Source organism: Kluyvera sp., from assembly GCF_047971185.1.
Lineage (GTDB): Bacteria > Pseudomonadota > Gammaproteobacteria > Enterobacterales > Enterobacteriaceae > Kluyvera.
Genome location: NZ_JBKDZH010000023.1, coordinates 42,886 through 66,768 on the forward strand (window position 1 = coordinate 42,886; position 23,883 = coordinate 66,768).

Annotated in this window: 23 protein-coding genes; 7 read left to right on the forward strand and 16 right to left on the reverse strand. The window is 57.9% G+C overall.

Annotated features, from left to right (window positions below):
• Nucleotides 1-3 precede the first annotated feature (3 nt).
• Both apaG and apaH read left to right on the forward strand, forming a co-directional pair.
• Nucleotides 4-381 (forward strand): Co2+/Mg2+ efflux protein ApaG, encoded by a 378-nt coding sequence (gene apaG, locus ACK5JN_RS06550; protein WP_416869414.1) that lies wholly within the window; start codon nucleotides 4-6, stop codon nucleotides 379-381.
• A 1-nt stretch (nucleotide 382) separates the two neighbouring features.
• On the forward strand, nucleotides 383-1,231 hold the full coding sequence (gene apaH / locus ACK5JN_RS06555) for a bis(5'-nucleosyl)-tetraphosphatase (symmetrical) ApaH (protein ID WP_416869415.1): 849 nt from the start codon (nucleotides 383-385) through the stop codon (nucleotides 1,229-1,231).
• A gap of 128 nt (nucleotides 1,232-1,359) precedes the next feature.
• On the opposite strand, the gene folA is transcribed toward apaH, so the two are convergent.
• The 5 genes from folA to ACK5JN_RS06580 form a co-directional block, all read right to left on the reverse strand.
• The gene (gene folA / locus ACK5JN_RS06560) at nucleotides 1,360-1,839 is read right to left on the reverse strand and encodes a type 3 dihydrofolate reductase (protein ID WP_182934518.1); all 480 of its coding nucleotides are present in this window, start codon (nucleotides 1,837-1,839) and stop codon (nucleotides 1,360-1,362) included.
• Between the two features lie 152 nt (nucleotides 1,840-1,991).
• Nucleotides 1,992-3,863, reverse strand: coding sequence for a glutathione-regulated potassium-efflux system protein KefC (kefC, locus tag ACK5JN_RS06565; protein WP_416869416.1), 1,872 nt, complete (start codon nucleotides 3,861-3,863; stop codon nucleotides 1,992-1,994).
• Complete coding sequence (kefF, locus tag ACK5JN_RS06570) at nucleotides 3,856-4,389, reverse strand: glutathione-regulated potassium-efflux system oxidoreductase KefF (RefSeq protein ID WP_416869417.1); 534 nt, start codon at nucleotides 4,387-4,389, stop codon at nucleotides 3,856-3,858. The genes kefC and kefF overlap by 8 nt, the downstream gene beginning before the upstream one ends.
• A gap of 196 nt (nucleotides 4,390-4,585) precedes the next feature.
• Complete coding sequence (locus ACK5JN_RS06575) at nucleotides 4,586-4,819, reverse strand: YgdI/YgdR family lipoprotein (protein ID WP_416869435.1); 234 nt, start codon at nucleotides 4,817-4,819, stop codon at nucleotides 4,586-4,588.
• Nucleotides 4,820-4,924: 105 nt separating this feature from the next.
• Nucleotides 4,925-5,809 (reverse strand): ROK family protein, encoded by an 885-nt coding sequence (locus tag ACK5JN_RS06580; protein WP_416869418.1) that lies wholly within the window; start codon nucleotides 5,807-5,809, stop codon nucleotides 4,925-4,927.
• A gap of 165 nt (nucleotides 5,810-5,974) precedes the next feature.
• Between ACK5JN_RS06580 and ACK5JN_RS06585 the strand changes: the two genes are divergently transcribed.
• Nucleotides 5,975-6,838, forward strand: coding sequence for a MurR/RpiR family transcriptional regulator (locus ACK5JN_RS06585; RefSeq protein WP_416869419.1), 864 nt, complete (start codon nucleotides 5,975-5,977; stop codon nucleotides 6,836-6,838).
• On the opposite strand, the gene ACK5JN_RS06590 is transcribed toward ACK5JN_RS06585, so the two are convergent.
• From ACK5JN_RS06590 to ACK5JN_RS06610, 5 genes are all read right to left on the reverse strand, one after another.
• Nucleotides 6,835-7,443, reverse strand: a complete 609-nt coding sequence (locus ACK5JN_RS06590; protein WP_416869420.1) for a 2-dehydro-3-deoxy-6-phosphogalactonate aldolase — start codon at nucleotides 7,441-7,443, stop codon at nucleotides 6,835-6,837. The genes ACK5JN_RS06585 and ACK5JN_RS06590 overlap by 4 nt on opposite strands.
• Complete coding sequence (locus tag ACK5JN_RS06595; protein ID WP_416869421.1) at nucleotides 7,430-8,305, reverse strand: 2-dehydro-3-deoxygalactonokinase; 876 nt, start codon at nucleotides 8,303-8,305, stop codon at nucleotides 7,430-7,432. Before ACK5JN_RS06595 ends, ACK5JN_RS06590 begins: the two co-directional genes overlap by 14 nt.
• Nucleotides 8,302-9,792: a sodium:solute symporter family protein gene (locus ACK5JN_RS06600; RefSeq protein ID WP_416869422.1), complete on the reverse strand. Its 1,491-nt coding sequence runs from the start codon at nucleotides 9,790-9,792 to the stop codon at nucleotides 8,302-8,304. The genes ACK5JN_RS06595 and ACK5JN_RS06600 overlap by 4 nt, the downstream gene beginning before the upstream one ends.
• 184 nt (nucleotides 9,793-9,976) lie before the next feature.
• Nucleotides 9,977-10,372 (reverse strand): RidA family protein, encoded by a 396-nt coding sequence (locus ACK5JN_RS06605; protein ID WP_416869423.1) that lies wholly within the window; start codon nucleotides 10,370-10,372, stop codon nucleotides 9,977-9,979.
• A 13-nt stretch (nucleotides 10,373-10,385) separates the two neighbouring features.
• Nucleotides 10,386-11,825: an N-acyl-D-amino-acid deacylase family protein gene (locus ACK5JN_RS06610; protein WP_416869424.1), complete on the reverse strand. Its 1,440-nt coding sequence runs from the start codon at nucleotides 11,823-11,825 to the stop codon at nucleotides 10,386-10,388.
• A 200-nt stretch (nucleotides 11,826-12,025) separates the two neighbouring features.
• Between ACK5JN_RS06610 and ACK5JN_RS06615 the strand changes: the two genes are divergently transcribed.
• Nucleotides 12,026-13,246 (forward strand): amino acid deaminase, encoded by a 1,221-nt coding sequence (locus ACK5JN_RS06615; protein ID WP_416869425.1) that lies wholly within the window; start codon nucleotides 12,026-12,028, stop codon nucleotides 13,244-13,246.
• 76 nt (nucleotides 13,247-13,322) lie between these two features.
• Here the strand turns inward: ACK5JN_RS06615 and ACK5JN_RS06620 are convergent, their stop codons facing one another.
• On the reverse strand, nucleotides 13,323-14,411 hold the full coding sequence (locus ACK5JN_RS06620) for a MurR/RpiR family transcriptional regulator (RefSeq protein WP_416869426.1): 1,089 nt from the start codon (nucleotides 14,409-14,411) through the stop codon (nucleotides 13,323-13,325).
• Nucleotides 14,412-14,664: 253 nt separating this feature from the next.
• Here ACK5JN_RS06620 and ACK5JN_RS06625 point away from each other — a divergent pair, with 253 nt between their 5' ends.
• From ACK5JN_RS06625 to celB, 3 genes are read left to right on the forward strand one after another with little or no spacing between them, the layout of a single operon-like run.
• The gene (locus ACK5JN_RS06625; RefSeq protein WP_416869427.1) at nucleotides 14,665-14,970 is read left to right on the forward strand and encodes a PTS sugar transporter subunit IIB; all 306 of its coding nucleotides are present in this window, start codon (nucleotides 14,665-14,667) and stop codon (nucleotides 14,968-14,970) included.
• Nucleotides 14,971-14,983: 13 nt separating this feature from the next.
• Nucleotides 14,984-16,291, forward strand: a complete 1,308-nt coding sequence (locus ACK5JN_RS06630) for a 6-phospho-beta-glucosidase (RefSeq protein ID WP_416869428.1) — start codon at nucleotides 14,984-14,986, stop codon at nucleotides 16,289-16,291.
• A 49-nt stretch (nucleotides 16,292-16,340) separates the two neighbouring features.
• Nucleotides 16,341-17,690 carry a PTS cellobiose transporter subunit IIC gene (celB, locus tag ACK5JN_RS06635; RefSeq protein ID WP_416869429.1) on the forward strand — a complete coding sequence of 450 codons (1,350 nt, stop codon included), beginning with the start codon at nucleotides 16,341-16,343 and terminating at the stop codon, nucleotides 17,688-17,690.
• A 102-nt stretch (nucleotides 17,691-17,792) separates the two neighbouring features.
• On the opposite strand, the gene ACK5JN_RS06640 is transcribed toward celB, so the two are convergent.
• From ACK5JN_RS06640 to ACK5JN_RS06660, 5 genes are all read right to left on the reverse strand, one after another.
• On the reverse strand, nucleotides 17,793-20,522 hold the full coding sequence (locus ACK5JN_RS06640; protein WP_416869430.1) for an autotransporter outer membrane beta-barrel domain-containing protein: 2,730 nt from the start codon (nucleotides 20,520-20,522) through the stop codon (nucleotides 17,793-17,795).
• Nucleotides 20,523-20,597: 75 nt separating this feature from the next.
• Nucleotides 20,598-21,230 (reverse strand): helix-turn-helix transcriptional regulator, encoded by a 633-nt coding sequence (locus tag ACK5JN_RS06645; RefSeq protein WP_416869431.1) that lies wholly within the window; start codon nucleotides 21,228-21,230, stop codon nucleotides 20,598-20,600.
• Nucleotides 21,231-21,409: 179 nt separating this feature from the next.
• Nucleotides 21,410-21,892 (reverse strand): hypothetical protein, encoded by a 483-nt coding sequence (locus ACK5JN_RS06650; protein ID WP_416869432.1) that lies wholly within the window; start codon nucleotides 21,890-21,892, stop codon nucleotides 21,410-21,412.
• Nucleotides 21,885-22,649, reverse strand: coding sequence for a winged helix-turn-helix domain-containing protein (locus ACK5JN_RS06655; protein WP_416869433.1), 765 nt, complete (start codon nucleotides 22,647-22,649; stop codon nucleotides 21,885-21,887). Before ACK5JN_RS06655 ends, ACK5JN_RS06650 begins: the two co-directional genes overlap by 8 nt.
• A gap of 172 nt (nucleotides 22,650-22,821) precedes the next feature.
• Nucleotides 22,822-23,883, reverse strand: a 1,062-nt coding sequence (locus ACK5JN_RS06660) for an ATP-grasp domain-containing protein (protein WP_416869434.1), incomplete at its 5' end; no start/stop codon positions are given.

Below are 23,883 nucleotides of genomic sequence, written 5' to 3' on the forward strand. Positions count from 1 at the left end.
ACCATGATCGATTCGCCACGAGTTTGCGTCCAGGTACAGAGCGTCTACATTGAGACGCACTCCCAGCCGGAAGAAGATCGTTACGTCTTTGCTTACACGGTTACCATTCGCAATCTCGGGCGAAGCGCGGTTCAGCTTCTGGGCCGTTACTGGCTTATCACCAACGGTAACGGCCGCGAGACCGAAGTCCAGGGCGAAGGGGTGGTTGGCGTCCAGCCGCACATCGAACCTGGCGAAGAGTATCAGTACACCAGCGGCGCCGTGCTGGAAACCCCGCTCGGCACCATGCAGGGCCACTATGATATGGTCGATGTCGACGGCGTGCCGTTTTCCATCGACGTTCCTGTTTTCCGTCTCTTTGTTCCCACGCTGATTCATTAATATGTCTACATACCTTATTGGCGACATTCACGGTTGCTATGATGAATTAATCGCCCTTTTGCAGCAGGTGGAATTCACGCCGGGCAAAGATACCCTGTGGTTGACGGGCGATCTGGTTGCGCGCGGCCCCGGCTCGCTGGACGTGCTGCGCTACGTTAAATCGCTGGGCGACAGCGTCAAAATTGTGCTGGGCAACCATGACCTGCACCTGCTGGCGGTGTTTGCTGGGATCAGCCGCAATAAGCCGAAAGATCGCTTAAATCCGCTGCTGGAAGCCGCCGATGCCGATGAGCTGCTCAACTGGCTGCGTCGTCAGCCGCTGATGCAGGTGGATGAAGAGAAAAAGCTGGTGATGGCGCACGCGGGCATCACGCCGCAGTGGGATCTTGAAACGGCGAAGCAGTGCGCGCGCGACGTGGAAGCGGTGCTTTCAAGCGACTCCTATCCGTTCTTCCTCGACGCGATGTACGGCGATATGCCGAACAACTGGTCGCGGGATCTGACCGGTCTGGCGCGCCTGCGCTTTATTACCAACGCCTTCACCCGCATGCGCTACTGTTTCCCCAACGGCCAGCTGGATATGTACAGCAAAGAGTCGCCGGAGAACGTCGCCGCGCCGCTGAAGCCATGGTTTATGCTGCCGGGGCCGATCACCGAAAAGTACAGCGTGGCGTTTGGCCACTGGGCGTCGCTGGAAGGCAAAGGCACGCCGGAGAATATCTACGCGCTGGATACCGGCTGCTGCTGGGGCGGCAATCTCACCTGCCTGCGCTGGGAAGATAAAACGTATTTTGTGCAGCCGTCGAACCGGCGTCTGGCACCGGGCGAGAGCGAGGCGGTGGCTTCGTAGTTTGGTGCATCCCCGGCGGCGCTTCGCTTGGCCGGGCTACATATGATTCAATAAAAACGCCGGATAGTATCCGGCGTTTTTTGTTTGGTAGCCCGGCCGAGCAACGCGACGCCGGGACGGCTCAAAACTTAACGACGCTCCAGCACTTCAAAGCAGTAGCTATGGGAGTTCTGCTCGTCCGCATCGTGGAACTCGCTGAACACCGACTCCCACTGGTCCGGATCGTAATCCGGGAAATGGGTATCGCCTTCCACTTCGGCGTCAATGTGCGTCAGATACAGCTTCTGCGCTTTCGGCAGGAACTGCTCGTACACGCGACCGCCGCCGATAACCATAATTTCTTCCGCGTCGCCGCAGGCGGCAATGGCTTCATCGACCGACTTCACCCACTGTACGCGGTCATCGGTGCCCGGCTGGCTGCTGATCACAATGTTCTTACGACCCGGCAGCGGACGCCCGATGGATTCCCAGGTCAGACGGCCCATAACGACAGGTTTGTTTAACGTGTTGCGTTTAAACCAGGCCAGATCGGCCGGCAGGTCCCATGGCATGGCGTTTTCCATGCCGATGACGCGATCGACCGCTAGCGCAGCAATCAGACTGATCATTGAGTGTGTCCCAGATACGAAAAAAATTGTCGCCACTATACGGAAAGCTTAATCTTTCGTCGACTGGCAGCCAGGTAAAGAATACGAAAATTTTCAGATTTGCTGGCAAGCCCACGAAGGCAAAGTGGACAGCCAGCATTACACTCTTTACATCATGACAGCGTCGGCTTTACTTCCGGCTCGTCTTGTGGATTCCCGCTGTGCTTGCCCTCTTCCGTGCCCTGCCAGCCGTGGCGCTGAATCACCGACAGATGATTACGGTCTTCGTTGATGATTTCGGTCAGCATCGCGCTGGTGCGCTTAAACGCCGCCGCCCGCGAGGTGGCGTCGTTTTCGGCCATTTCCACCATCTCTTCCATCAGCTGCACGTTAAAGCGACGGAACAGATCGGCGCGCTCACGCGCTTCGTACGCCCCCAGCCCTAATGACTCCAGCGCCTGGCGGCCCGACTTCAGCGCCGCCTCGAAGGTTTCACGCTCCGGCGCGCTGACGCCAGCCTGGCGCAGCTTGATATAGTGCTCGACGTCGCGGGCGCGAGCGATAATCGTCAGATTCGGGAAATGCTCTTTCGCCAGCTCGGTCAGCTCAAGGCTGGCCTGCGGATCGTCGATAGCGTTAATCAACACCTCCGCTTTTTCCGCCCCGGCTGATTCCAGCAGGTCGGCGCGGGTGGCGTCACCGTAAAATACCTTCATGTCGAATTTACGCAGCGTATCGACATGGTCCGGATCGTGATCGAGGACCACCATTTTCACGCCGCTCGAGAGCAGCAGACGGCCGGCAATCTGGCCGAAGCGCCCGAAGCCCGCGATAATCACCCGTGGCTGCTCTTCGTCAATTTCATCCGCTTCACGCGAGTCCCCGGCGCTGGCGCGTTTTTCCAGACGCGTCAGCAGCACCAGCAGCACCGGCGTGGCCGCCATCGACAGCGCCACCGCCAGCGTCAGCGCTTTTGCCCACTCGACGTCCAGCACGTTCGCCATCTGCGCCGCACCGAAGACCACGAAGGCAAATTCACTGCCCTGCCCCAGCAGCGCCGCAAACCACAGACGCTGCGAACGTGGCACCTGTAGCGGTTTAGCAATCAGCCACAGCAGCAGCGATTTAATCACCAGGAAACCGACCAGCAGGGTAATAATCCGCAGCGGGTTGTTGATCAGCGTACCGAAGTCGATAGACATGCCGACGCCGATAAAGAACAGCCCCAGCAGCAGCCCTTTGAACGGCTCGATATCGCTCTCCAGCGCGTGGCGATACTCGGAGCTTGCCAGCAGCACCCCGGCGAGGAATGCCCCCATCGCCATCGACAGCCCAACCTCTTCCAGCAGCAGCCCGAAGCCAAACACCAGGAACAGGGCCACGGCGCTGAACACTTCACGCAGGCCGGAGCGGGCGACAAAGCGCAGCAGCGGGCGCGTGACGTAGCGCCCCAGCACCACCACCAGCGCCAGCGCGCCGGCCACCTTCAGCGCTGAAAACGCGAACGCGCCCAGGGTGGTCGTGCCGCCGCTGGTTGCCAGCAGCGGGATCATCGCCACCAACGGGATCGCCGCGATATCCTGGAACAACAGCACCGCGAACGCGCTGCGACCCACCTGCGTCACCGTCAGGTTACGCTCGTTCATCGCCTGCATGGCGATGGCGGTCGAAGAGAGCGCCAGCGTCATGCCAATCAGTTCCGCCACCTGCCAGCGCAGGCCGAGGAAGATGCAGAATGCGCCGATCAGCGCCCCACACAGCACCATTTGCAGCAGGCCGCCGCCGAATACCGATGCGCGCAGCTTCCACAAGCGCTGCGGATCCAGCTCGAGGCCGATAACAAACAGCATCAGCACCACGCCAATTTCGGCAAAGTGCAGAATAGATTCCGCGTCGGTGACCAGCCGCAGCCCCCATGGGCCGATAATGCAGCCGGCAATCAGGTAGCCCAGCACCGAGCCAAGGCCCAGACGCACGGCGATCGGTACAATCAGCGCCGCCGAGCCGAGGTAAATCAGCGCCTGTATCAGCGTATGACTATCCATTATTGTGCTCCTCCTGCCAGCCCAGCAGCCGTTGTTTATAGTGACGCGCCTTCGCCTGCAGCGTCTCTTCGTCGCAGATAAACGTGCAGTGCACGGCAAACGGCGGCAGCCATTTCATGCCGCAGTAGACGGCGGTGGCCTCCAGTGGCTGGCCCAGCACCTCAAACCCCGGATGGGAGCCGATCTCAAAATGACTTTCACCGCCGCCGGTGGTCACCGCCCACATCATGCTTTTACCGTGCAGCGCCGTACCGCCGTGGCCGTAGGCCCAGCCGTGCGCCAGCACTTTATCCAGCCACAGCTTGAGCAGCGGCGGCGTGCTGTACCACTGCATCGGGTGCTGCAAAATGACCAGATCGGCACGAGACAGCGCCTCCTGTTCGGCGGCAACGTCGATATTAAAATCGGGATAGAGGTGATAGAGAGAACGGATTTCCACTCCGTCGAGCGTCCTTACCTGCTCAAGCATCCGTTTATTCGCATGCGAGTGATGCGGATACGGGTGCGCATAAACAATCAGAATCATGATTAGCCTGTCTTACTTCATTATTGTATTCCTGAGTTTAGACAGTTAATGATGACACTTACAGGATCAGTTAACACAACCGCAGGAAATGGGGGCGGACGCCCCGCAAGGAAGAGATTTGCGGCTGCGCATCCGCCGCGATAAGCGTTATACGCTGGCCCCGTTCGCGGGCGCGGTACGGGGCCACGGATAACGTTTAGTTGTCGAGCTCGTTCATCGACTGAACCTGATCGCGGTTAATCTGTTCAGTCTGCCCGGTTTCGGCATTTTTATACGACACCAGGCCGGTATCCTCATCCACCTGAGGTTTGCCGTCGGTCACAATAGTCTTGCCATCGGTGGTCTTCAGCGCCTGGTTGGATGAACAGCCAGCAACGGTAAAGAGCGCACCGGCCGTCAGAATCGCTGCGGTAAGTCGCTTATATTGCATCATGTTTCCCTCCTGCTTTTCAGCCAAAATTCGTTATCACTCTAACCATTTTAGGTTAGCGGCCAGAAAGCGGGAGGGAAACCAGAAAGCTCCGAAGCGGCGTTATTAGCTATTTTCGCCGAATGTCTGCCGGAAGCTTTCCGCCGCGCCGAGCAGGTTGGCGTCGTTGCGGTACTGGCAAAGCAGCAGCGTCGGCATAAATTCCGTCAGCCGTCTTTCGTTCACCAGCGCGGTCAGCCGCGCCTGAATACCGGCGAAGATCGCCTCATTGGCGGAAATCCCGCCGCCGATCACCAGGCAGTCCGGGTCGTAGCACACCTGGAGATTCAGCAGCCCCACCGCCATCCAGTGGTAAAATTGTTCCACCTCCTCACGCGCCACGGCATCGCCCTGCTCGGCAAGACGGAAAACGTCAGCGCCAGAGATGCTCCCTTCTGCCAGCGACATGCGCCGCGTATAGCGTCTGGCCATGGCCACTGCGGTACCCAGCTCGCTGAAGGTCTGCCCGTTATCCAGCGTCATCAGGCCAAACTCACCGGCATAACGATGGCTGCCGCGGCGTAGGATCTTATCTTCCACAATCGCCCCGCCGACGCCGGACCCGACGATAATAAACAGTACGTGACGGTACGCTTTCCCCGCCCCCATCGCCGCTTCGGCAATACCTGCGGCGTTAGCGTCGTTTTCAATGCTGACCGGCAGCCCAAACAGCGCCGTCAGCTCCTCGACGATCGGGAATCGGTGGATGTACGGAATGGCGCTCAGCCCGCCAATTTCACCGCGCTCTGGGTCGACGTTGCCGGGGGCGCTGACCGCCACGCCGCGAATGTCGTAGCGCTGGCGATAGCCGTCAACAATCGCCAGCAGCTGCGTTTTCATCTTTTCCCAGCTGTCCGGCGTTTTGACCGACGCGGTCTCCGCCAGCGTCTCCTGCGTCCATACGCCGTATTTAATCGACGTGCCGCCCCAATCAAACAATAAAATAGCCATAGATATCCCTTCGTTAACTCATTATCGGCGTCAGAAATTGGGCCATTATGCCGGGGGGATCGGTGCCGAAACTTGCGCGTGCTCGCAACAATGAACCTGACGTATAGCCGCAGCGTGGGATTTTTATGGTACAAAGTACCAGTTATTTATTTTCAGGGGCTTACCATGTCCGTTTCCATCGACATCATTTCCTGCATTACCGACCGTTTCGTCGAGCTGACCGCCACCGAGAAGCGCATCGCGCAGTTTATTCTCGATGACGTGCAGACGGCGACGACGTTACCCATCGCCGAGATGGCGCGGCTCACCGAGACCAGCCAGGCCTCCATCACCCGCTTTGCCCGGGCGATTGGCTGTAAAGACGTGCGCGAGCTGAAGGTGAAGCTGGCGCAGTCGCTGGCGGTGGGGCAGCGCTTTATTCTCGACGTGCCGGATCTGGAAGGTGTGCAGGGAATCTATGAAACAATCATCAACGTACTGGAGATCAACCGTCGGGCGCTCAATCCCGACACGCTGAAACGCGCCGTCGAATGGCTGAGCGGCGCGCGCCAGATCCTGGCGATCGGCATGGGCGGCGGCTCCACGATCTGCGCGCAGGAGGTGCAGTTCCGCCTGTTCCGTCTGGGCCTGCCGGTGGTTAGCCAGAGCGACGGTCTGCTGGTGAGGATGATGTGTTCTTCGGTCGCGCCCCACGACGTGGTGCTGGCGCTGTCGCTCGGCGGCTATACGCCGGAAGTGGTGGAGAGCGCGGCGATCGCCCGTCAGTACGGCGCGAAGGTGATTGCGATTACGCCGGAGGGAACGCCGCTGGCGGAGAACGCCGATGAGGTGCTGCCGCTGATCGTACGGGAAAACGACTATATCTTTAAGCCCAGCACCTCACGCTACGCCATGCTGGCGATGGTGGACGTGCTGGCCACCGAACTGGCGATGGCCAACAAGAACCAGGCAAAAGACCGTCTGCGCCGTATCAAGCTGGCGCTCGACAGCCATCGCGGCGGCGTGGATCGACAGCCGCTCGGCGATTAGTCCGCGGCAGCGAGCGCCGCCATAAACCGTCGGGCCTGCGTGCGGGTCACTTCGACGCTCTGCCCGGCGCGATATAAGTCGCTGCCGAGCCCGGCCCCCGCGCACCCGGCGCGGAGATAATCCGCCAGGTTGTCCGGCGTGACGCCGCCGACGGCCAGCACCGGTACGGTCGGCGGTATAACCGCCTTTAACGCGGCGATATAGGCCGGGCCAAACGCCGACGCAGGGAAGATTTTCAGGCACTGCGCCCCTGCCTCCAGCGCGCTGAACGCTTCACTGGCGGTCGCGCAGCCGGCATAAACCTGCATCCCCGCCTCGACGGCGCGGCGAATCACCGCCGGGTTGGTATTCGGCGTCACAATCAGCGAGGCCCCCGTTTGCGCCAGAAAATCGACCTGTTCCACCTGCAATACGGTTCCGGCGCCGATTTTCGCCTGGTCTCCGTAGCGGCTGACCATCTGCGGAATACTCTGCTGCCAGTCCGGCGAGTTCAGCGGTATTTCAATATGACGAAAACCGGCGTCCAGTAAGGCTTCAATATGGCCGCTGGCTTCATCAGGCCGAATGCCGCGTAAAATCGCGATTAAGGTTCTAACTTCTGGCATCGATAATTCTCCTTATGCCGTGCAAGAAAGCGGTGTCGCCCGCCACTTCATGGGCCGCGACGCCCTTCATGTCCAGCGCCTGACGGTAACGACGGCACAGCGATTCGCTGCCCACCAGCGCGATCTCGGTGACCGGATGTTCGGCCAGCATCGCCGCCACCTCCGCGCCGATCAGCAAGCCGGATAGCCATTCGCTGACGTGTGCTGCGGGCAGATGGCCGAGCAGCCGCCCGGCGCGCGCGTCGAACAGCCGGGTCACCAGCGAGGGTGAATCCAGCCCGCTTTGCAGGCCCTCCTGAAACGCGCCCGCATTCTCCTGCTGGGCGGGCAGCCCTTTACCAATCAGCGACTGGCTCATCAGCAGATGGTGCAGTTCGCCGGTCATCGCGGTGGCAAACTGCTGCACGGCGTCGTTGGCGGTACGTACCCATTTGCTGTGGGTGCCCGGCATGACGTAGCAGCTGGCCGGGGCCAGCGCCATGGCGCCAAGCAGTTGGGTTTCCTCGCCGCGCATCACGCTGTGGTGACCGTTGGCCTGCTGCATCAGGCCCGGCACAATCCAGACCTGCTCGGCAACTTCCGACAGCCGGGCGCTAAGCTGATGTAATGCCACCGGGCAGGGCAGATAAGGCACCGGCAGCCAACCGGCGTCACTGCCAATCATCCCGGCCATCACCACCGGTGTCTGCGCCTGTTGGCGCCACGGCGCAATGTACTGCTCAAAGACTTCACGCGGCGATACGTCGGTCAGGCGGCTCACCCCCAAAGGCTGCTGTTGCTGCGCGATGCATTCGCCGTCGCGGTAAAGCCAGGCGCGCAGATGGGTGGAACCCCAGTCGACGGCGATAAAGCGCTCGCTCATTGCGCGTCTCCCGTGGCCCGTTGACCGACCGGCGCAGCGGCCGCTTCCGGCTGGCTTTCGCGCTCGCGGGTGATCATCTCCAGCGCCTCTTCACGGCTGAACTTATTCGCGGGCGTCAGGACCGTCACCACCACCGCGCTGACCAGGCTGGCCAGTACCGATGGGATGCACGGGTTGCCCCAGAAGGCCAGCCAGCTGTCGTTAATCAGCACCGCAATCGACACCACCGCGCCGCCAATCAGCGCCGTCAGCGCCCCCTGCCAGTTAAAACGCTGCCAGAAGCGCCCGAGAATAGAGCAGACAAACAGGCCGGACATCAGCGTCGCAATCATTTTGGTGATATAGCTGATGATGTCGTTGGAGGTCAGGGCGAACACCAGCGCCAGCCCGATCACCAACACCAGCATCCAGCGCGAGAGAGTAATGGCTTTGTGTTCCGGCGGCATGCGGCCCATCACGATGGTGTAGAGGTCACGCATCATAATCGCCACCGCGGCAATCGCGTCGGAACTGGCCGACGACATGGTGGCGGAAAGCCCGGCAATCAGCACCACCAGCCCCAGAATACTCGGCAGGAAGCTGGTGGCGAACAGGAAGGCGTAGTTGGTATTTTCCAGCGACGGGTTCATGGTGTATGCCGCCATACCGATAATCGCCGGCAGGATGGAGAAGAACAGATACAGCACGCCGGTATAAACGAAGGAACGGCGCACAGAAGAGACATCTTTGCCGGAGTAGATTCGTTGACGATAAGAGGGAGTCGCCAGTACGCCAACGCCGATCACCATCGCCAGCGACAGCGCCGGGATCGCGCCCAGTTTATCCACCGCCAGGAAGCTCATCGCTTTCGGGTCCATCGCCTGCTGGATGGCGTCCCAGCCGCCGACGTGCACTACCGCCAGAATCGCCATCAGAATAAAGCCGAAGAATAAAATCAGCGCCTGAATGGTATCCGTCCAGACCACCGCGGAATATCCGCCGATCACTACATAAATAGCGAATGCCAGCGCAATAATAAGTTTGGCAACCGTTAAATCAATCCCCGTGGCCCACGATAAATATAAACTTCCGCCGAGTACATGCGCCCCTAACCAACCGATAGAAGCAATAAATATCAGAATCCCGACGACGTTTTTAATAATATGACTGCCGCCAGTATAATATGATAATTCTTCACTCATGGTCATAAAGCGCAGCTTACGCACCGGCGCAAACCACCAGGCCACCAGTAAAATACCAACCGCGCCGCCCAGGCCGTACAGCATGCCGGCCCAGCCGTTGCTGTAACCAAATCCCACCGCGCCCATGCTGGAGCCGGTGCCCACCATCGTTGCCACCGTGGAACCGAGGGTCAAAAACATAGGCAGGGAGCGGCCGCCAAGGAGAAAATCCTCGCCGCTTTTTTGATTACGCGAAACGTACCAACCAAGCCAAATCATGGCGATGGCATAAATAATAAAGCCGATTAGAAAAATATGATTACTCATGACTCGCTCCGGTAAAAATATGGCCACCGAACGATTTAAATAAATCATTCGGGGTCAGGGAAAATTATCTAATTAAATGAGCGATACAAAAATGCGTAGCCGCTCGTAAGGGCGTAGCTGAATTTCATAGTTATTTCGGTGGGCGCGTTATGCCCACCGTTTAAAAGAGATAGAGCGCAGAAACTTATTTAGCGCGTTCGCTGTTATAGCAGGTGAGATCCACCTCAACTTTACAATCCACCACCAGGTCGGCCACGCAGCAGACGCGCGCGGGCGGATGGTCGGCAAAGAATTCACGGAACACTTTGTTAAACGACTGGAAATAGCGCGCATCGGTCAGGTAAACCTTAACGTGCACCACATCCGCCAGCGTATAGCCCGCGTCCTGCATAATGTCGACGCAGTTCTGAATCGCCAGGCGCGATTGCTCGATAATCCCGCCTTCCACCACTTCGCCGTCTTTCATCGGCGTCTGGCCGGAAACGTACAGCCAACCGCCCGCTTCCACCGCCTTCGCAAACGGCAAATGCTGCCCGCCGGTACCGGTACTGCCGCCTACGCCATAACGTTTAATACTCATTGTTGCTCCTTTCTTATTGGGCCTGATGGCGTAAGAACCGCCCGGCACGCCCGATTACCTTATTATTTTGACCATAGCTCATCACGCCGTTAACCATCACCGCCTCAATACCGGCGGCGGGACGCTGCGGGTCGCTGAAGCTGGCGACGTCCCGCACGGTTTGCGGGTCGAAAAGCACCAGATCCGCATAGTAGCCGCATTTCACCAGCCCGCGATCGGCCAGCTGGAAACGGGCCGCCGACATGCCGGTCATCTTATGTACCGCTACCGTCAGCGGGAACAGCTGCTCGTCGCGGCTGTAGTGGCCGAGCACGCGGGGAAACGCGCCCCACAGCCGCGGATGCGGCATCGGATCGTTCGGCAAACCGTCTGAACCAATCATCGTCAGCGGATAGCTCAGCACGCGACGAACGTCACGTTCGTCCATGTTGTAGTAGATAGCCCCGGCAGGCATCAGCTTCGCCCCCGCTTCCTCCAGCGTCATCGACCAGCCGTCGGCGATCTGCTTCAACGTCTGCCCGGCCACTTCCGGGTGCGGCGTGGACCAGGTGATGATGATGTCGAAATCGGCGGTGATCTGCTTCATATCCAGCGTCGATGAGCTGGCGGAATAGGGGTAGCAGTCGCAGGAGACGTCCTGCTGCTGGCGGACTTTATCGAATAATTTCAGGGTTTCTACCGTGCGCCCCCAGTTGCTGGCTCCCGCGCATTTATGGTGGGAGACCACCACCGGCACTTTACCGTGGCGACCGATGCGAAACGCTTCATCCAGCGCGTCGAGAATCGGCTCGAATTCGGAGCGCAGATGGGTGGTATAGATGCCCTTCCCTGCCGCCAGCTCTTCCGCCAGCGCCATCACCTCTTCCGTGGTCGACTGGAACGCGCTGGCATAGGCCAGCCCGGTGCTCAGCCCCAGCGCCCCCTGCTCCAGCGCCAGTCGTAGCTGCTGGCGCATGGCCTGAATTTCATCGTGATTTGCGGGACGGAAAAGGTCGTCCATCTGGTTATTGCGCAGCGCGGTGTGACCAATCAGCGTGCCGACATTGACCGCCGGGCAGGCCTGCTCCACTGCGTGAGCATAGGCATCGACCGTCGGATACTTAAAATGTTCCGCCTCACCGAGCAGGTTCATCGGATCGGGCACGTCGTTTTTGATCGTCGCCATGGCCGCGCTGATCCCGCAGTTACCGACAATGACGGTGGTGATCCCCTGGCTGATTTTTGGCAGGTACTCCGGCATCCGAATCACGTTAATGTCGTCGTGGGTATGGACGTCGATAAACCCCGGCGCCAGTACCTTGCCGCTACCGTCAATGTCATGCTCGGCCTGCGCATCAATGGCAGGAGCAATCTGCGCAATGCGATCGCCCTGTACCGCCACGTCGGCGCGATACTGCGGGCCGCCGCTGCCGTCAATCACCGTGACATTCCTGAATAGATAATCAAACTTCATCGCTTCCGTACCCCCTAATGTTCTGGCTTAAGTTAACCATTTACAAGCGTGAAAAACAGTGAAAGACTACGCAAATCACATACGAATTAATGATACTTTAATTCATAAAACCATAAAAATTTACTAAAAATACATAATTTACAGCAAGTTAAAAATGAAACGCATCATGATATAAAACTCTAACCCCAAGGAATTATGTTATGAAATACCAGAGCAGTGACCTCGTACCTCACAAATCTGCACCGCTGTTTACCCCCGCCAATATCCTCAACGAAGACGTGTGCCTACCGGCCGCCGTGATCAAGAAAACGGCGTTAGAAAACAATATCCAATGGATGCAGCGCTATGCCGACGCGCGCGGCGTTTCGCTGGCTCCGCACGGCAAAACCAGCATGACGCCGTGGATTTTTCAGCAACAGCAGGCGGCGGGCGCCTGGGCGATTGGCGTCGGCAGCGCGTGGCAGGCCAGCGTGGCGATGGCGAGCGGGATCCGTCGCGTGCTGATGGTGAATCAGCTGGTCGGCAAGGCCAATATGCAGCTGATTTCCCAGCTCAAGAGCGCCTACCCGGCGGTGGAGTATTTCTGCTGCGTCGATAGCCTTGATAACGCGCGCGCGCTGTCGGCCTTCTTTGCCGCCCGTAACCAGACGCTGGATATTCTGCTGGAGCTGGGGGTTCCGGGCGGGCGCTGCGGTTGCCGCACCACCGCGCAAGCGCTGACGCTCGCCGAAGAGATTGCCCGGCTTCCGGCGCTTCGCCTGCGCGGGCTGGAGCTATATGAAGGGGTGCTGCACGGCGACAACCCGCAGCCGAAGGTGGAAGCGCTGCTGCGCGATGCCGCGGCGCTCGCCTGTGAGCTGGAACGCTACGTCGACGGGGAGTTTATCCTCACCGGCGCGGGGTCGGTCTGGTATGACGTGGTCTGTAACGTCTGGCTGGAGGCACCAAAACCGGCCAACTGTCGGCTGGTGATTCGTCCGGGCTGCTATATCACCCACGATGAGGGGATTTATCTGGAGGCGCAGAACGCGATCCTCGCGCGGGATAAAACCGCCTGCGATCTCGGCGGCGATTTAGCGTCGGCGCTGGAGCTGGTGGCGATGGTGCAGTCGGTGCCGGAAAGCGATCGCGCCATCGTCAATTTCGGCAAGCGCGATAGCGCCTTCGACGCGGGACTACCGCAGCCAATTGCGCATTATCGTGCGGGAAAATCACGGGAACTGGCAGAGAAAAGCATTGAAACGACCGGAATTATGGACCAACACGCCATGCTGAAGCTGGCGCCGGGAACCGACGTGAAGGTGGGCGATATTCTGGTATTCAGCACCTCGCACCCGTGCCTGACGTTTGATAAGTGGAAAGCGCTGCTGCTGGTTGATGACAGCTATAACGTACTGGAAACGCTGGAAACGGGGTTCTGATTTGATCCCGGCGTCACTGCGTTCGGCCGGGCGATGATTTTCGGCGTAGCCCGGCCGAGGCGCCGACGCCGGGACGTTATCGATGCGCCATGCCGTCGCAGAGCAAATCAATCACCAATAGCGATCCGTAGCGCGGGTCGTTGAGCGGTAGCGTGACGTTTTGCTGATGGCTCAGCGCGCTCTCCTGCTGGCCGATAATGACGATCTCCGCCCCGGCCCACCGCGCCTGATGCACGGCGGCCACCAGCGCGCTGCCCGCCGGGCTGCCGGCAAACACCACCAGCACCTGCCCGGCCCCCAGCATTGAGGCGGTGATACCCATCAGCGCCGGATCCTGGCAGACGTTGGCCGGATAGCCGAGCGTCAGCAGCCGATACTGCAGCAGGCTGGCAAAGGGGCTGTCGGCGGTACTGGCGCTAAAGATATGCACCGCGCGGGCCTGCTTGAGTAAGCTCGCCGCGCGCTCGACCGCCGCGGGCGACAGCTCGCTGAGCTGGGTATTGAGCGACTGCTGAATCTGGCCGAGTCTCTCGCGCCACGGCCCCGGCATATCACCCGTCGTCACCGGCGCGCTGGCCTGCGCCAGCTTCATGCGCAGGTCGCGAATGTCATCACAGCCAGCGGCCCGCGCAAAACGGGTGATGGTCGCCGGGCTGACCCCCGCCGCCGTCGCCAGCTGCTCGATGGTCGCCGAAGCGGCAAAGCCCACGTCGCTGAGGATAGTCTGCGCCACGCGCGACTCCTGCTGGCTGAAATCCTGTAGCCGCTGGCGAATCAGGCTGAGGATATCCTCGCTGCTGTCGCGGCCAATCGAATGAGAGAAACGGTCCAGCACATCGCGACCGACTCCCGCATTTTTCGCCAGCTGTTGCAGGGTATGCGGATCCATCCAGGCCGCATCGCCAAGCATGGGCGCAGCGGTTTTATTCAAGCGGCTCTCCTGCTGCTGGTGGCGCACCTGGCCAATAAAATCGTTGATATCCGCGCAGCCGATGCTGCGTGAGAAGTGTTGCAGCGTCGCCGGGCTGACGCCGGCCTTTGCCGCCAGCTCTTCAATCGTCGCCTCGGGGATCTGGGCAAAATTATCGAGGAAAAAACGCGCCAGCCGCGATTCCTGCGCGGGCAGCCCGGATAACCCGTGCACCAGTTGGTAAACAATATCCATCGCCAGAGTGTCCTCATATACGGCTCATTAAAAACATCATAATTTATTGAAATTATTTTTCAATTCATTCGGCCGATGGGCGAAGCGTCAGGCGATAAAGATTCATTTATCTTATCGCGATCACATTTTTATGCCTCTTTCATTCGATAAGGCAAGAGTTTAACCGCGATCACACTCATGAAAATAATTTTCATACATGCTACGTAAAACGGCTAATGTGTGAAATATGTTTTCAAGTGAGAGGAATTTTGTCATGAAAAAGATCATGTTGTGCTGCGCCGCCGGGATGTCCACCAGCATGCTGGTGCAGAAAATGCGTACCGAAGCCGAAAAGCGCGCGCTGGCGGTCGAGATTAACGCGTATCCGGTCGCCGAAATTGAAAGCCAGCTGGCGCAGGCCGACGTGGTGCTGCTGGGCCCGCAGGTACAGTTTGAGCTGGCGCGTCTGAGCGAACTCTCCGCGCCGCTGGGTAAACCGGTGGCGGTGATCGACATGATGGACTACGGCACCATGCGCGGCGATCGGGTCCTCGATAAAGCGCTACAGCTGATGGCCTGAGGCCGTGGAGAACATGATGAAAATCACCGTTATTGGCGGGGGAAGCAGCTACACCCCAGAATTAGTTGAAGGATTAATTGCGCGCCATGCTTCACTGCCAATGGCGGAACTGGCGCTGGTCGATGTGGAAGCAGGCCGCGAGAAGGTGGAGATCATCGCCGCCCTCGCCCGCCGCATGCTCGATCGTAACGGGCTGGAAGCTGTGAAAGTCTCGGTGCACTTCGACGCCGACGAGGCGATTAACGGCGCAAGCTTCGTCCTGACGCAGCTGCGCGTCGGCCAACTGCCCGCCCGCGCCGCCGATGAGCGCCTGGGCTTAAGCCATCAGCTGCTGGGCCAGGAGACCACCGGCGTGGGCGGCTTTGCTAAAGCGCTGCGCACCATTCCGGTGATGCTGGATATCGCCGAGCGCGTGGAACGTCTCGCGCCGGATGCCTGGATAATCAACTTCACCAACCCGGCTGGCATTGTGACGGAAGCGGTATCCCGCTACAGCAAGGCCAAAATTATCGGCCTGTGCAACGTGCCGGTGACCATGCACCACATGATTGCCGATATGCTGAAGCTGCCGTACGGCGAGGTGTCGCTACGCTTCGCGGGCCTCAACCACATGGTCTGGGTACATCAGGTGCTGGCGGCGGGGCGCGATGCCACCGTCGAGGTCATCGAGATGCTGTGCGATGGCGAACAGCTGTCGATGAACAACATCAAGGCCATCCCGTGGCCGCCGGCGCTGCTGCGCGCGCTGGGGGCGATTCCCTGCCCGTATCACCGCTATTTCTGGCAGACCCGCACCATGCTGCAGGATGAGCTGGCGGACGCCGACAGCAAAGGCACCCGCGCCGAGCAGGTGATGAAGGTGGAAGCATCACTGTTTAAGCTCTACGCCGACCCGCAGCTGGATAAGAAACCGGAGGAGCTGAGCCAGCGCGGCGGTTCGTTCTACTCCGAAGTGGCGGTGCAGTTAATCAACGCGCTGCACAACAACCTCGGCATTGAAATGGTGGTGAACACCGCCAACAACGGTGCCATTCAAGGGTTGCCGGATGACGCGGTCATCGAAACCAACTGTCTGATTGACGCGCTGGGCGCGCACCCGCTGGCCTTTGGCAAACTGCCGCCGCTGATGAACGGCCTGACGCAGCAGGTAAAAGATTTTGAACGGCTGACCATCGAGGCCGCGGTGCATGGCGATAAAGACCAGGCGCTACTGGCGCTGGTCGCGAACCCGCTGGTCGCCGACGTCAATCTGGCGACGGCGCTGGTCGACGAAGTGTTAAGCATCAATAAAGCGTGGCTGCCGCAGTTCGGCGAAAAATAAATACAACAATAAACCCGGTCGGCAACCAGACGACCGGCAGGGGGTGTCTGTGAATAAGTCGATAATAGATAAATACGTTTTACCGACCGCGCTCAAAATCGCCGGACAAAAACACGTTCTTTCGGTGCGTGACGGGATCATCCTGAACATGCCGTTTATGCTGATAGGCTCGTTCTTCCTGATCTTCGCCTATCTGCCGGTGCCGGGTTACGGTACGTTGATGACCGAGCTTTTCGGCCCGACGTGGCAGGAAAAGGTGCTCTACCCGGTGAAAGCCACCTACGACATCATGGCGCTGATCTCCAGCTTCGGTATCGCCTACCGTCTGGCGGAGAAGTACCGCACGCTCGATCCGCTGACCGCCGGGGCGGTCTCGCTGGTGGCCTTTGTGATGACTATTCCCCAGCACATCATGTTTACCCCGGCGGGTAGCGATGTGGCGCAGCTGGTAAAAGGCGTGATGCCGATGGGGCAGATCGGCAGCCAGGGGCTGTTCGTGGCGATTCTGATTGCCCTGCTCTCCACCGAAATCTACCGCTTCGTCAACGACCGCAACCTGGTCATCCGCATGCCGGAAGGGGTGCCGCCGGCGGTAGCCAAATCGTTCCTCGCGCTGATCCCCGGTTTTTGCGTGCTGGCGGTGGTGCTGGCGCTGCGCCTGCTGGTTGAAGCCACGCCGTTCGGCGATATCAATACTATGATCACCGAGCTGGTGGGCATTCCGATGAGCCACGTCGGCGGTTCGCTGCCGGGGATGATTATTTCGGTGCTGCTGATTGGCATTCTGTGGATGCTCGGGCTGCACGGCGACACCATCGTGCTGGTGTTTATCCGTCCGGTCTGGCTGAGCAATATGTCCGAAAACCTGGAAGCGTTCCAGAACGGCCTGCCGATTCCACACATCATTACCCAACAGTTCTACGACCTGTGGATAGCCCCCGGCGGGACCGGCGCGCTGTTAGGGCTGGTTATCTTTATGATCCTGCGCAGCCGCAGCGTGCAAATGAAACAGCTTGGGAAAATTGCCGCGCCAGGCAGCCTGTTTAACATCAGCGAACCGATGGTGTTTGGCATCCCGATTGTGATGAACCCGTACCTGGTGGTGCCGTTTATCCTCACGCCTGTGGTGCTGGTGATTGTCTCCTACGTGGCGATGACCACCGGCTTAGTGGCCAAACCGGCGGGGATTGCGCTGCCGTTTACCACCCCGATTGTGGTCAGCGGCTACCTGGCAACCGGCGGGCATATTTCCGGTTCGGTGCTGCAAATCGTCAACCTGGGGATTTCGCTGGTCATGTATTATCCGTTCTTCCGCATCTGGGATAATTTGAAATATCGCGAGGAGATGGCGAGTAAAACGCAGCAGACCGCCGCGGCAATGCCAGCAACGGAACAGTAATTCACCGATAACCGTAGCCCGGCCAAGCGAAGCGCCGCCGGGGTTAGCGCTAAGCCGACCCCGGTGGCGCTTCGCTTGGCCGGGCTACAAAAGATTCCTTTATCAGAAACCGTACTTCACACCCAGCATACCGCGGGTATCGCTGTAACCTTTATCGCCAACCTGCTGCGCCACGTTACTCCATACCTGCAGACGCGGGGTAATTTGCCCTTCCACGCCCACTTTCAGCTCGCCGATGTTCTTCGTGCCCCGCATCGCGTTACCGACATCATCCATCTTCACGCTGGCAGGCTGCGTATTGTGGATCCAGTTGGCCTCCACAAACGGCTGGAACTCTCGTGACTGGCCATTATCAATGGCGTTGTGGCCCTTGATGTAAGCTCTTACCCCCAGGCGAGTCATCAGATTACCGCTGGCGCCATCCTTCACGCGAGTGCCGTTTGCTTCGCGGCGATCGTCCGCCTGCACGCCCATCCACACCGCCTGCGCTTTCGGCTGCAGCCAGTAGCTATTGCGTTCGCTTTCGCCCAATTTGACGCTATAGCCGGCTTCAACGGAGGCGGTAATGCCCGTGGATTTGTACTTCTCCGTCGCCTGTTCCTGTCCCATCACCTTGTTATCAAACCAGTTATACAGCGCCCAGGTATCCACATAAGCCCCTGACTTGTCGATATCATTCGCATACCAGGTGCTGTAGAGGCCGACGCTATAGCCGCTGACCTCGCCACGGGAATGATACCCGGTAGCGGACGACTGCGTACGGCTCTGGTTGTTGGCATAGCCCGCCATCGCGCCAATGTGCCAGCGGTCAAGGCCGTCACGGCTCCACTGTGCCAGGTCGCCACCGAGCTGTAACACATAGCTATTGCTTTGGGTTTTTAGCTGTCCGCTACCGTCATTGAAGCGGGCATGGCCCCCGACATTGCGCATCCACAGACTGGTCACCTTTTTCTCCCCCGTCAGCATATCGGTGTATTGGGTTTCGCCCAGACGGTCATGCAAACGCGTCATGAACAGCGTGTTCGCCGCATAGTTGTTGGCAAGATAGCTGCCCGCTTCCGGGCGGATCTGATGCTCGGTGACCGGCTGCGGAGTCGGCTCCTCTGGATCCGGGATGACTGGGTCAGGGTCAACAGGTGGCTCCTGATCTCTCGGTTGAATGTAGCTGGTCAAATACCAGTTTTTATCTTTCTGAACCACATTGTAGTCATAGGCCCCGGCAACAATACGGCTCGCTTTTTCAAAAGTACCGTCTGAATTGCCTGCAACGTTGATGATTTCAATCCCTTCGATGGTTTGCGCGCCTGTCCCACCGATGTTATTCACCGCGATAAATGTGTTACCCGAGGTGTTACCGAGAACCTTCAGCATGTCCGTTTCAGAGCCATCACCATTAAGCACGGTGTTAAAGACCAGCTTACCGCCATTACCGACATAATCTTCATTGATGGTGAGCGTCTGCCATGGCTCGCCGTCGACATGGTTAAAGTTAACGGTCGCACCGCTGTTCAGCGTCAGGCTGGTGAGCGTTGAGCTGTTGGTCATATTCCAGGTTGCGTCGCTCATATTGAGCGCGATCGCGCCAGTGCCCGCGGCGGTGCTGGTGATGTACGATGCGCCGTTCCACAGCGAATTTTCCGTCATATTGAGCTTTATCGCACTGTTCTGCTGCGGCTGCGTACTGGTCGCCGCCGTAGCGCCCGCTGCATGAATATCGCCATCAATCAGGAAGCGCCCGCCCGCAGAACCGTCAACGATACCGCCGGTTTCCGTGCTGATAGCGTAACTTTCTTGACTGTGGTCGCCCGCCATCGCGATCGTCGCGCCGCCCGCCAGGTTAATCGCGCCGCGAGACATCGCGTAGAGGCCGCGTGGCGCTTTACTGTAGGAGGCGGCTTTGCCCACGCTATTGACGTTGATCGTAGCGTTATCACCGAGATTCACGGTGCTGCCGGTCGCATATACCGCGTGGGCACTGGCGCCGTTGACGCTGATCGTAGCGTTGTTGCCCAGCTCGGTTCGCGAAGCGGAGGCCGCGTAAATCCCCGTTGAGGAGGTGCCGCTAGTCTCGATGATGGCACCATCGCCCAGGCGGATCGATGAACCGCTTTGCCCGCTGCGCAGCCCTTCGGCACTGTCGCCGGTGGTGACGATGTGCGCGCGATCGCCGACGATAATCGTATTTTTGGCCTGCGACGCGTCTCGCATGGCGTTGGCGGTGATACCGCGCCCCTGATTACCGGTGGTTTTGATATACAGGTCATCGCCGACATAGATATTGGCCGAGCCCGTCCAGCCCTGGCTGAGGGCGTTATACCCGGCGTTAATCCCGTCGCCATCCTGACCGTCAACGTAGATACGGGTGCGATCGCCGGTAATAATAAACACCGGGTTATCCGGCGTGTTAGCGCCGTGCGTACGGATGCCGTCGACCTCTTTTCCTCCGTTTGCGGGATTTTTCGACTGGGTGCGAATGGTCAGGTCATCGCCAAAAATAACGCCTGGGCTTCCCGTCGCGCTATTCTGGATAACGGTCACCGTGTGTTCAAAGGCCTCCATGCCAGGGCCATTAAGCGTGAGTCCGTTGCCGTACACCGGAATAGTCCCGGCGTTCCATTGATACACGTAATTCGGCATAGTGCTGATTTTCGCGAAATTAGCGTTTGCCTGGGCCGGAATAAGCGCCTGTAATTCCGGCGGCAGCTGGCTGACCAGCCCACTGGAAGGCAGGCTATCCACGTTGACCCAGGCCGCATGGGTGGAAAAGACCATCGACGCTAAGGCGGTAGATACCGCAATAGCAATTTGAGAATAATATTTAGAGTTTGGCATAATTGCCTCCTGCATTCAGGCGTAGAGCGTCCTCCACATCGCGCGGATGTGGAATTAATTAAAATAGAAATGTCGTTATAAAATATTAGATATTATTTTATGAATACTATGGCCTAGCTTATTTTCAAGCCGTAGCTTATGCGCATAAACTTTCTTAACATCAATATTCTCGGACTCGATAATTTGCTGAATACCAGCGCCAGATATAAAGCGCTTCAGCAATATAAATTCAGTATGATTAAGCGACCGGCCATCTTTGTCGTTGGCAAAACGGCCGGTAAACAATCGCTGTATTTTCTGTTTCTGCACCTGTTCTTCATCATCCGCATAAATAACGCCGCGAATATGGCTCTCATGCACCAGCCAGTAGTTCGCCAACGGCGCCAGGCTTCTATCGGAAAGCAGAACAATATACATACCGCAATCCGCTAACCGTTCAATCCACTGCGAGTCAGAAAAGAGGCGCAGATATGGAAAAGAGAAATCCACGAAGATAAACCCTCTGGACAAACAGTTTTTACTTTCGAACAGTAATTTTTCAATCACGCCCTTCTTCAGAAAATGATTATCATCTGGCCAAATAGCAAATTCTGAATCATTACAGTACTGTACCCGTAGCGCACGGTCAGGATATAACTGACAGGATAACTCGCAGCTAATACAACGGATAATAGACAATGACTTTTTCAGCAGACCAATCGTCTCCATGTTTATTGCCCTTAATATTTAACGAATACCACTCCTGTGGGGTTGCGATAAAATATAAGTAAAAGACTGATAGAACTGTAATGAATTCTTATTATTAAACTTAACAAAGTTCTTATATAAGATCATTTAAAAAGTATCTCATTGTTATAAAAGTAATTTCTTAAAAGGTGAGGAATGCGTTAATGCGTGCAGAGAAATACCGGGCGCTTACCGATGGTAAACATAAAGCCGCGGTGCCCCTGTGTCAGGATGGTGTAGCTGATGCCTTTGCGGGGATAGACGTAAAAATCAGGTAACACCGTGGCGATAACGTCGTCAGATAACGTTTCATCACGGCTCACCTTATTCACGGAGGTGGAAACAAAATGGGTGCTGTCTTTATTTTCGTTCCAGATATAGGAGACATCACGGCGGATCACGCCGCTCAATTTATTATCGACGTAGTAGGTGCCGCTGACGGCAACCACCCCGGTGCGATTTTTCAGCGAGTACATAAAATCCAGCGTGAGGTTCGCCTGGGTATTCTTATAAAACACCAGCACCGGAGCCGTACATTTCTCCGGATCGCGATACCTTTCTACACGTAGGTGTAAAAAGTGGCCAATCCCTGCCCCCACAATAAGGAGCACCAGGCAGCTTAATAACAGCCATCGTTTACTCATGCAGCGCTCCACGGAATAAAAGCGTCACGCAGCCGGTATCACCTCGCGTTTTATAGGGGCGCTGACAAATCAGCGCCACCAGCGCAGGCAGACGGTTACTGGAGGGAAAATAGACCCACGGATATTTCTGGCAATCGAGGCCAGTTTTGAGAATCATGGTTTTATCGTTTTCAAATCGGCTGGCGCTGACAATATCTTCATTGCGGGAAAAGAAATGGCAGCCCTGCGTTGTTTCAACCAGCGTATAGCGATCGTAGAAATTCTTCTCAGGAAGCGTCTGAACACTGATATAGCCGAGAAAAATACCGCCCGCCAGCGACAACAGCATCCATAATGGCACGCTGTAGCGTTTCAATCCCCGGCGCGGTAAAACCGGTGCCGGTTTCTCTTTTTTTTCGACCGCCACGGCGGAGGCTTTGCTCATCGTCCCGATCGGCACGCCAGGCTCAATCTGAAAGCCTTTTCGCGGGACGGTGGCAATCAGCGCATCGTCGGTTTCGCCAACGGTGCGTAAGCCACGGCGAATAAGGGAGATATTTTGATACAGCGTATTGGCCGGCACCACCATGCCTTCGTCCTCCCATACCTTTTGAAAGAACGTTTGCTGCGTGACAACAGACGGCGCGCTTTCCAGCAGAAGGCACAAACAACGGCTGGCCGGCGTGGTCAGAATCACGTTGAGATCTGGCCTGGATAACGATGCCAGCCGATTTCTCTCTGGATTGAATTCAATATTTTCGTTAATTATCCATAACATCGTAGCGTTACCCTGCCAAAGCGGATCGCGGCCAAGCGATCGAGAGATATTACAGAGTATAGCCCTGCCCGGCCTGACGCAGCGCGCCACCGAATGATTCTCTGAAAACGGCCCTCGCCTGATAACAAAAACGCCGGGCGGCGGCCCGGCGTTTTTAGTTTATTGCTCGCACTTATTTATTAATCTGCGCGTGCATTTCCTGTACAGAGATCACTTTCTCTTTGGCATCCGCGTTCAGCGCCATCGCGGTGGCGAAGCCGCCGTTCAGGGTGGTGTCGTAGTGCACTTTGTACTGCAGCGCGCTGCGGCGAATCAGCTTGGAGTCTTCAATCGCCTGACGACCTGCGGTGGTGTTGATGATGTAGGTGTATTCGCCATTCTTAATACGGTCCTGAATGTGCGGACGACCTTCATGCACCTTATTCACCAGACGCGGGTTGATACCGGCTTCACCCAGCACAATCGCGGTACCGTGGGTCGCATCCAGCTCAAAGCCCTGCTTCAGCAGCTTAGCGGCCAGGTCCACCACGCGCTCTTTGTCGCCTTCGCGAACGGAGAGCAGCGCACGGCCCTGTTTCTTCATGGTGGAGTTACTGCCCAGCTGTGCCTTGGCGAACGCTTCCGCGAAGGTACGGCCCACGCCCATCACTTCCCCGGTAGAGCGCATTTCTGGCCCTAACAGCGGGTCAACGCCCGGGAATTTGTTGAACGGCAGCACCACTTCTTTCACCGAGTAGTACGGCGGGATAATTTCTTGGGTCACGCCCTGCTCGGTCAGCGATTTGCCGGCCATCACGCGCGCCGCTACTTTCGCCAGCGGTACGCCGGTGGCTTTGGAGACGAACGGTACGGTACGCGCCGCACGTGGGTTGACTTCAATCAGGTAGACTTCGTTGTCTTTCACCGCAAACTGCACGTTCATCAGGCCGCGTACCTGCAACTCGAAGGCCAGCTTCTGCACCTGCTGGCGCATCACGTCCTGAATTTCCTGGCTCAGCGTGTAGGCTGGCAGAGAACAGGCGGAGTCGCCGGAGTGTACGCCCGCCTGCTCGATGTGCTCCATGATGCCGCCAATCAGCACCATTTCGCCGTCGCAGATGGCGTCAACGTCCACTTCAATCGCATCATCAAGGAAGCGGTCCAGCAGCACCGGCGCATCGTTAGACACGCTGACCGCAGTCTGGAAGTAGCGACGCAGGTCGGCTTCGTCATAGACGATTTCCATCGCGCGGCC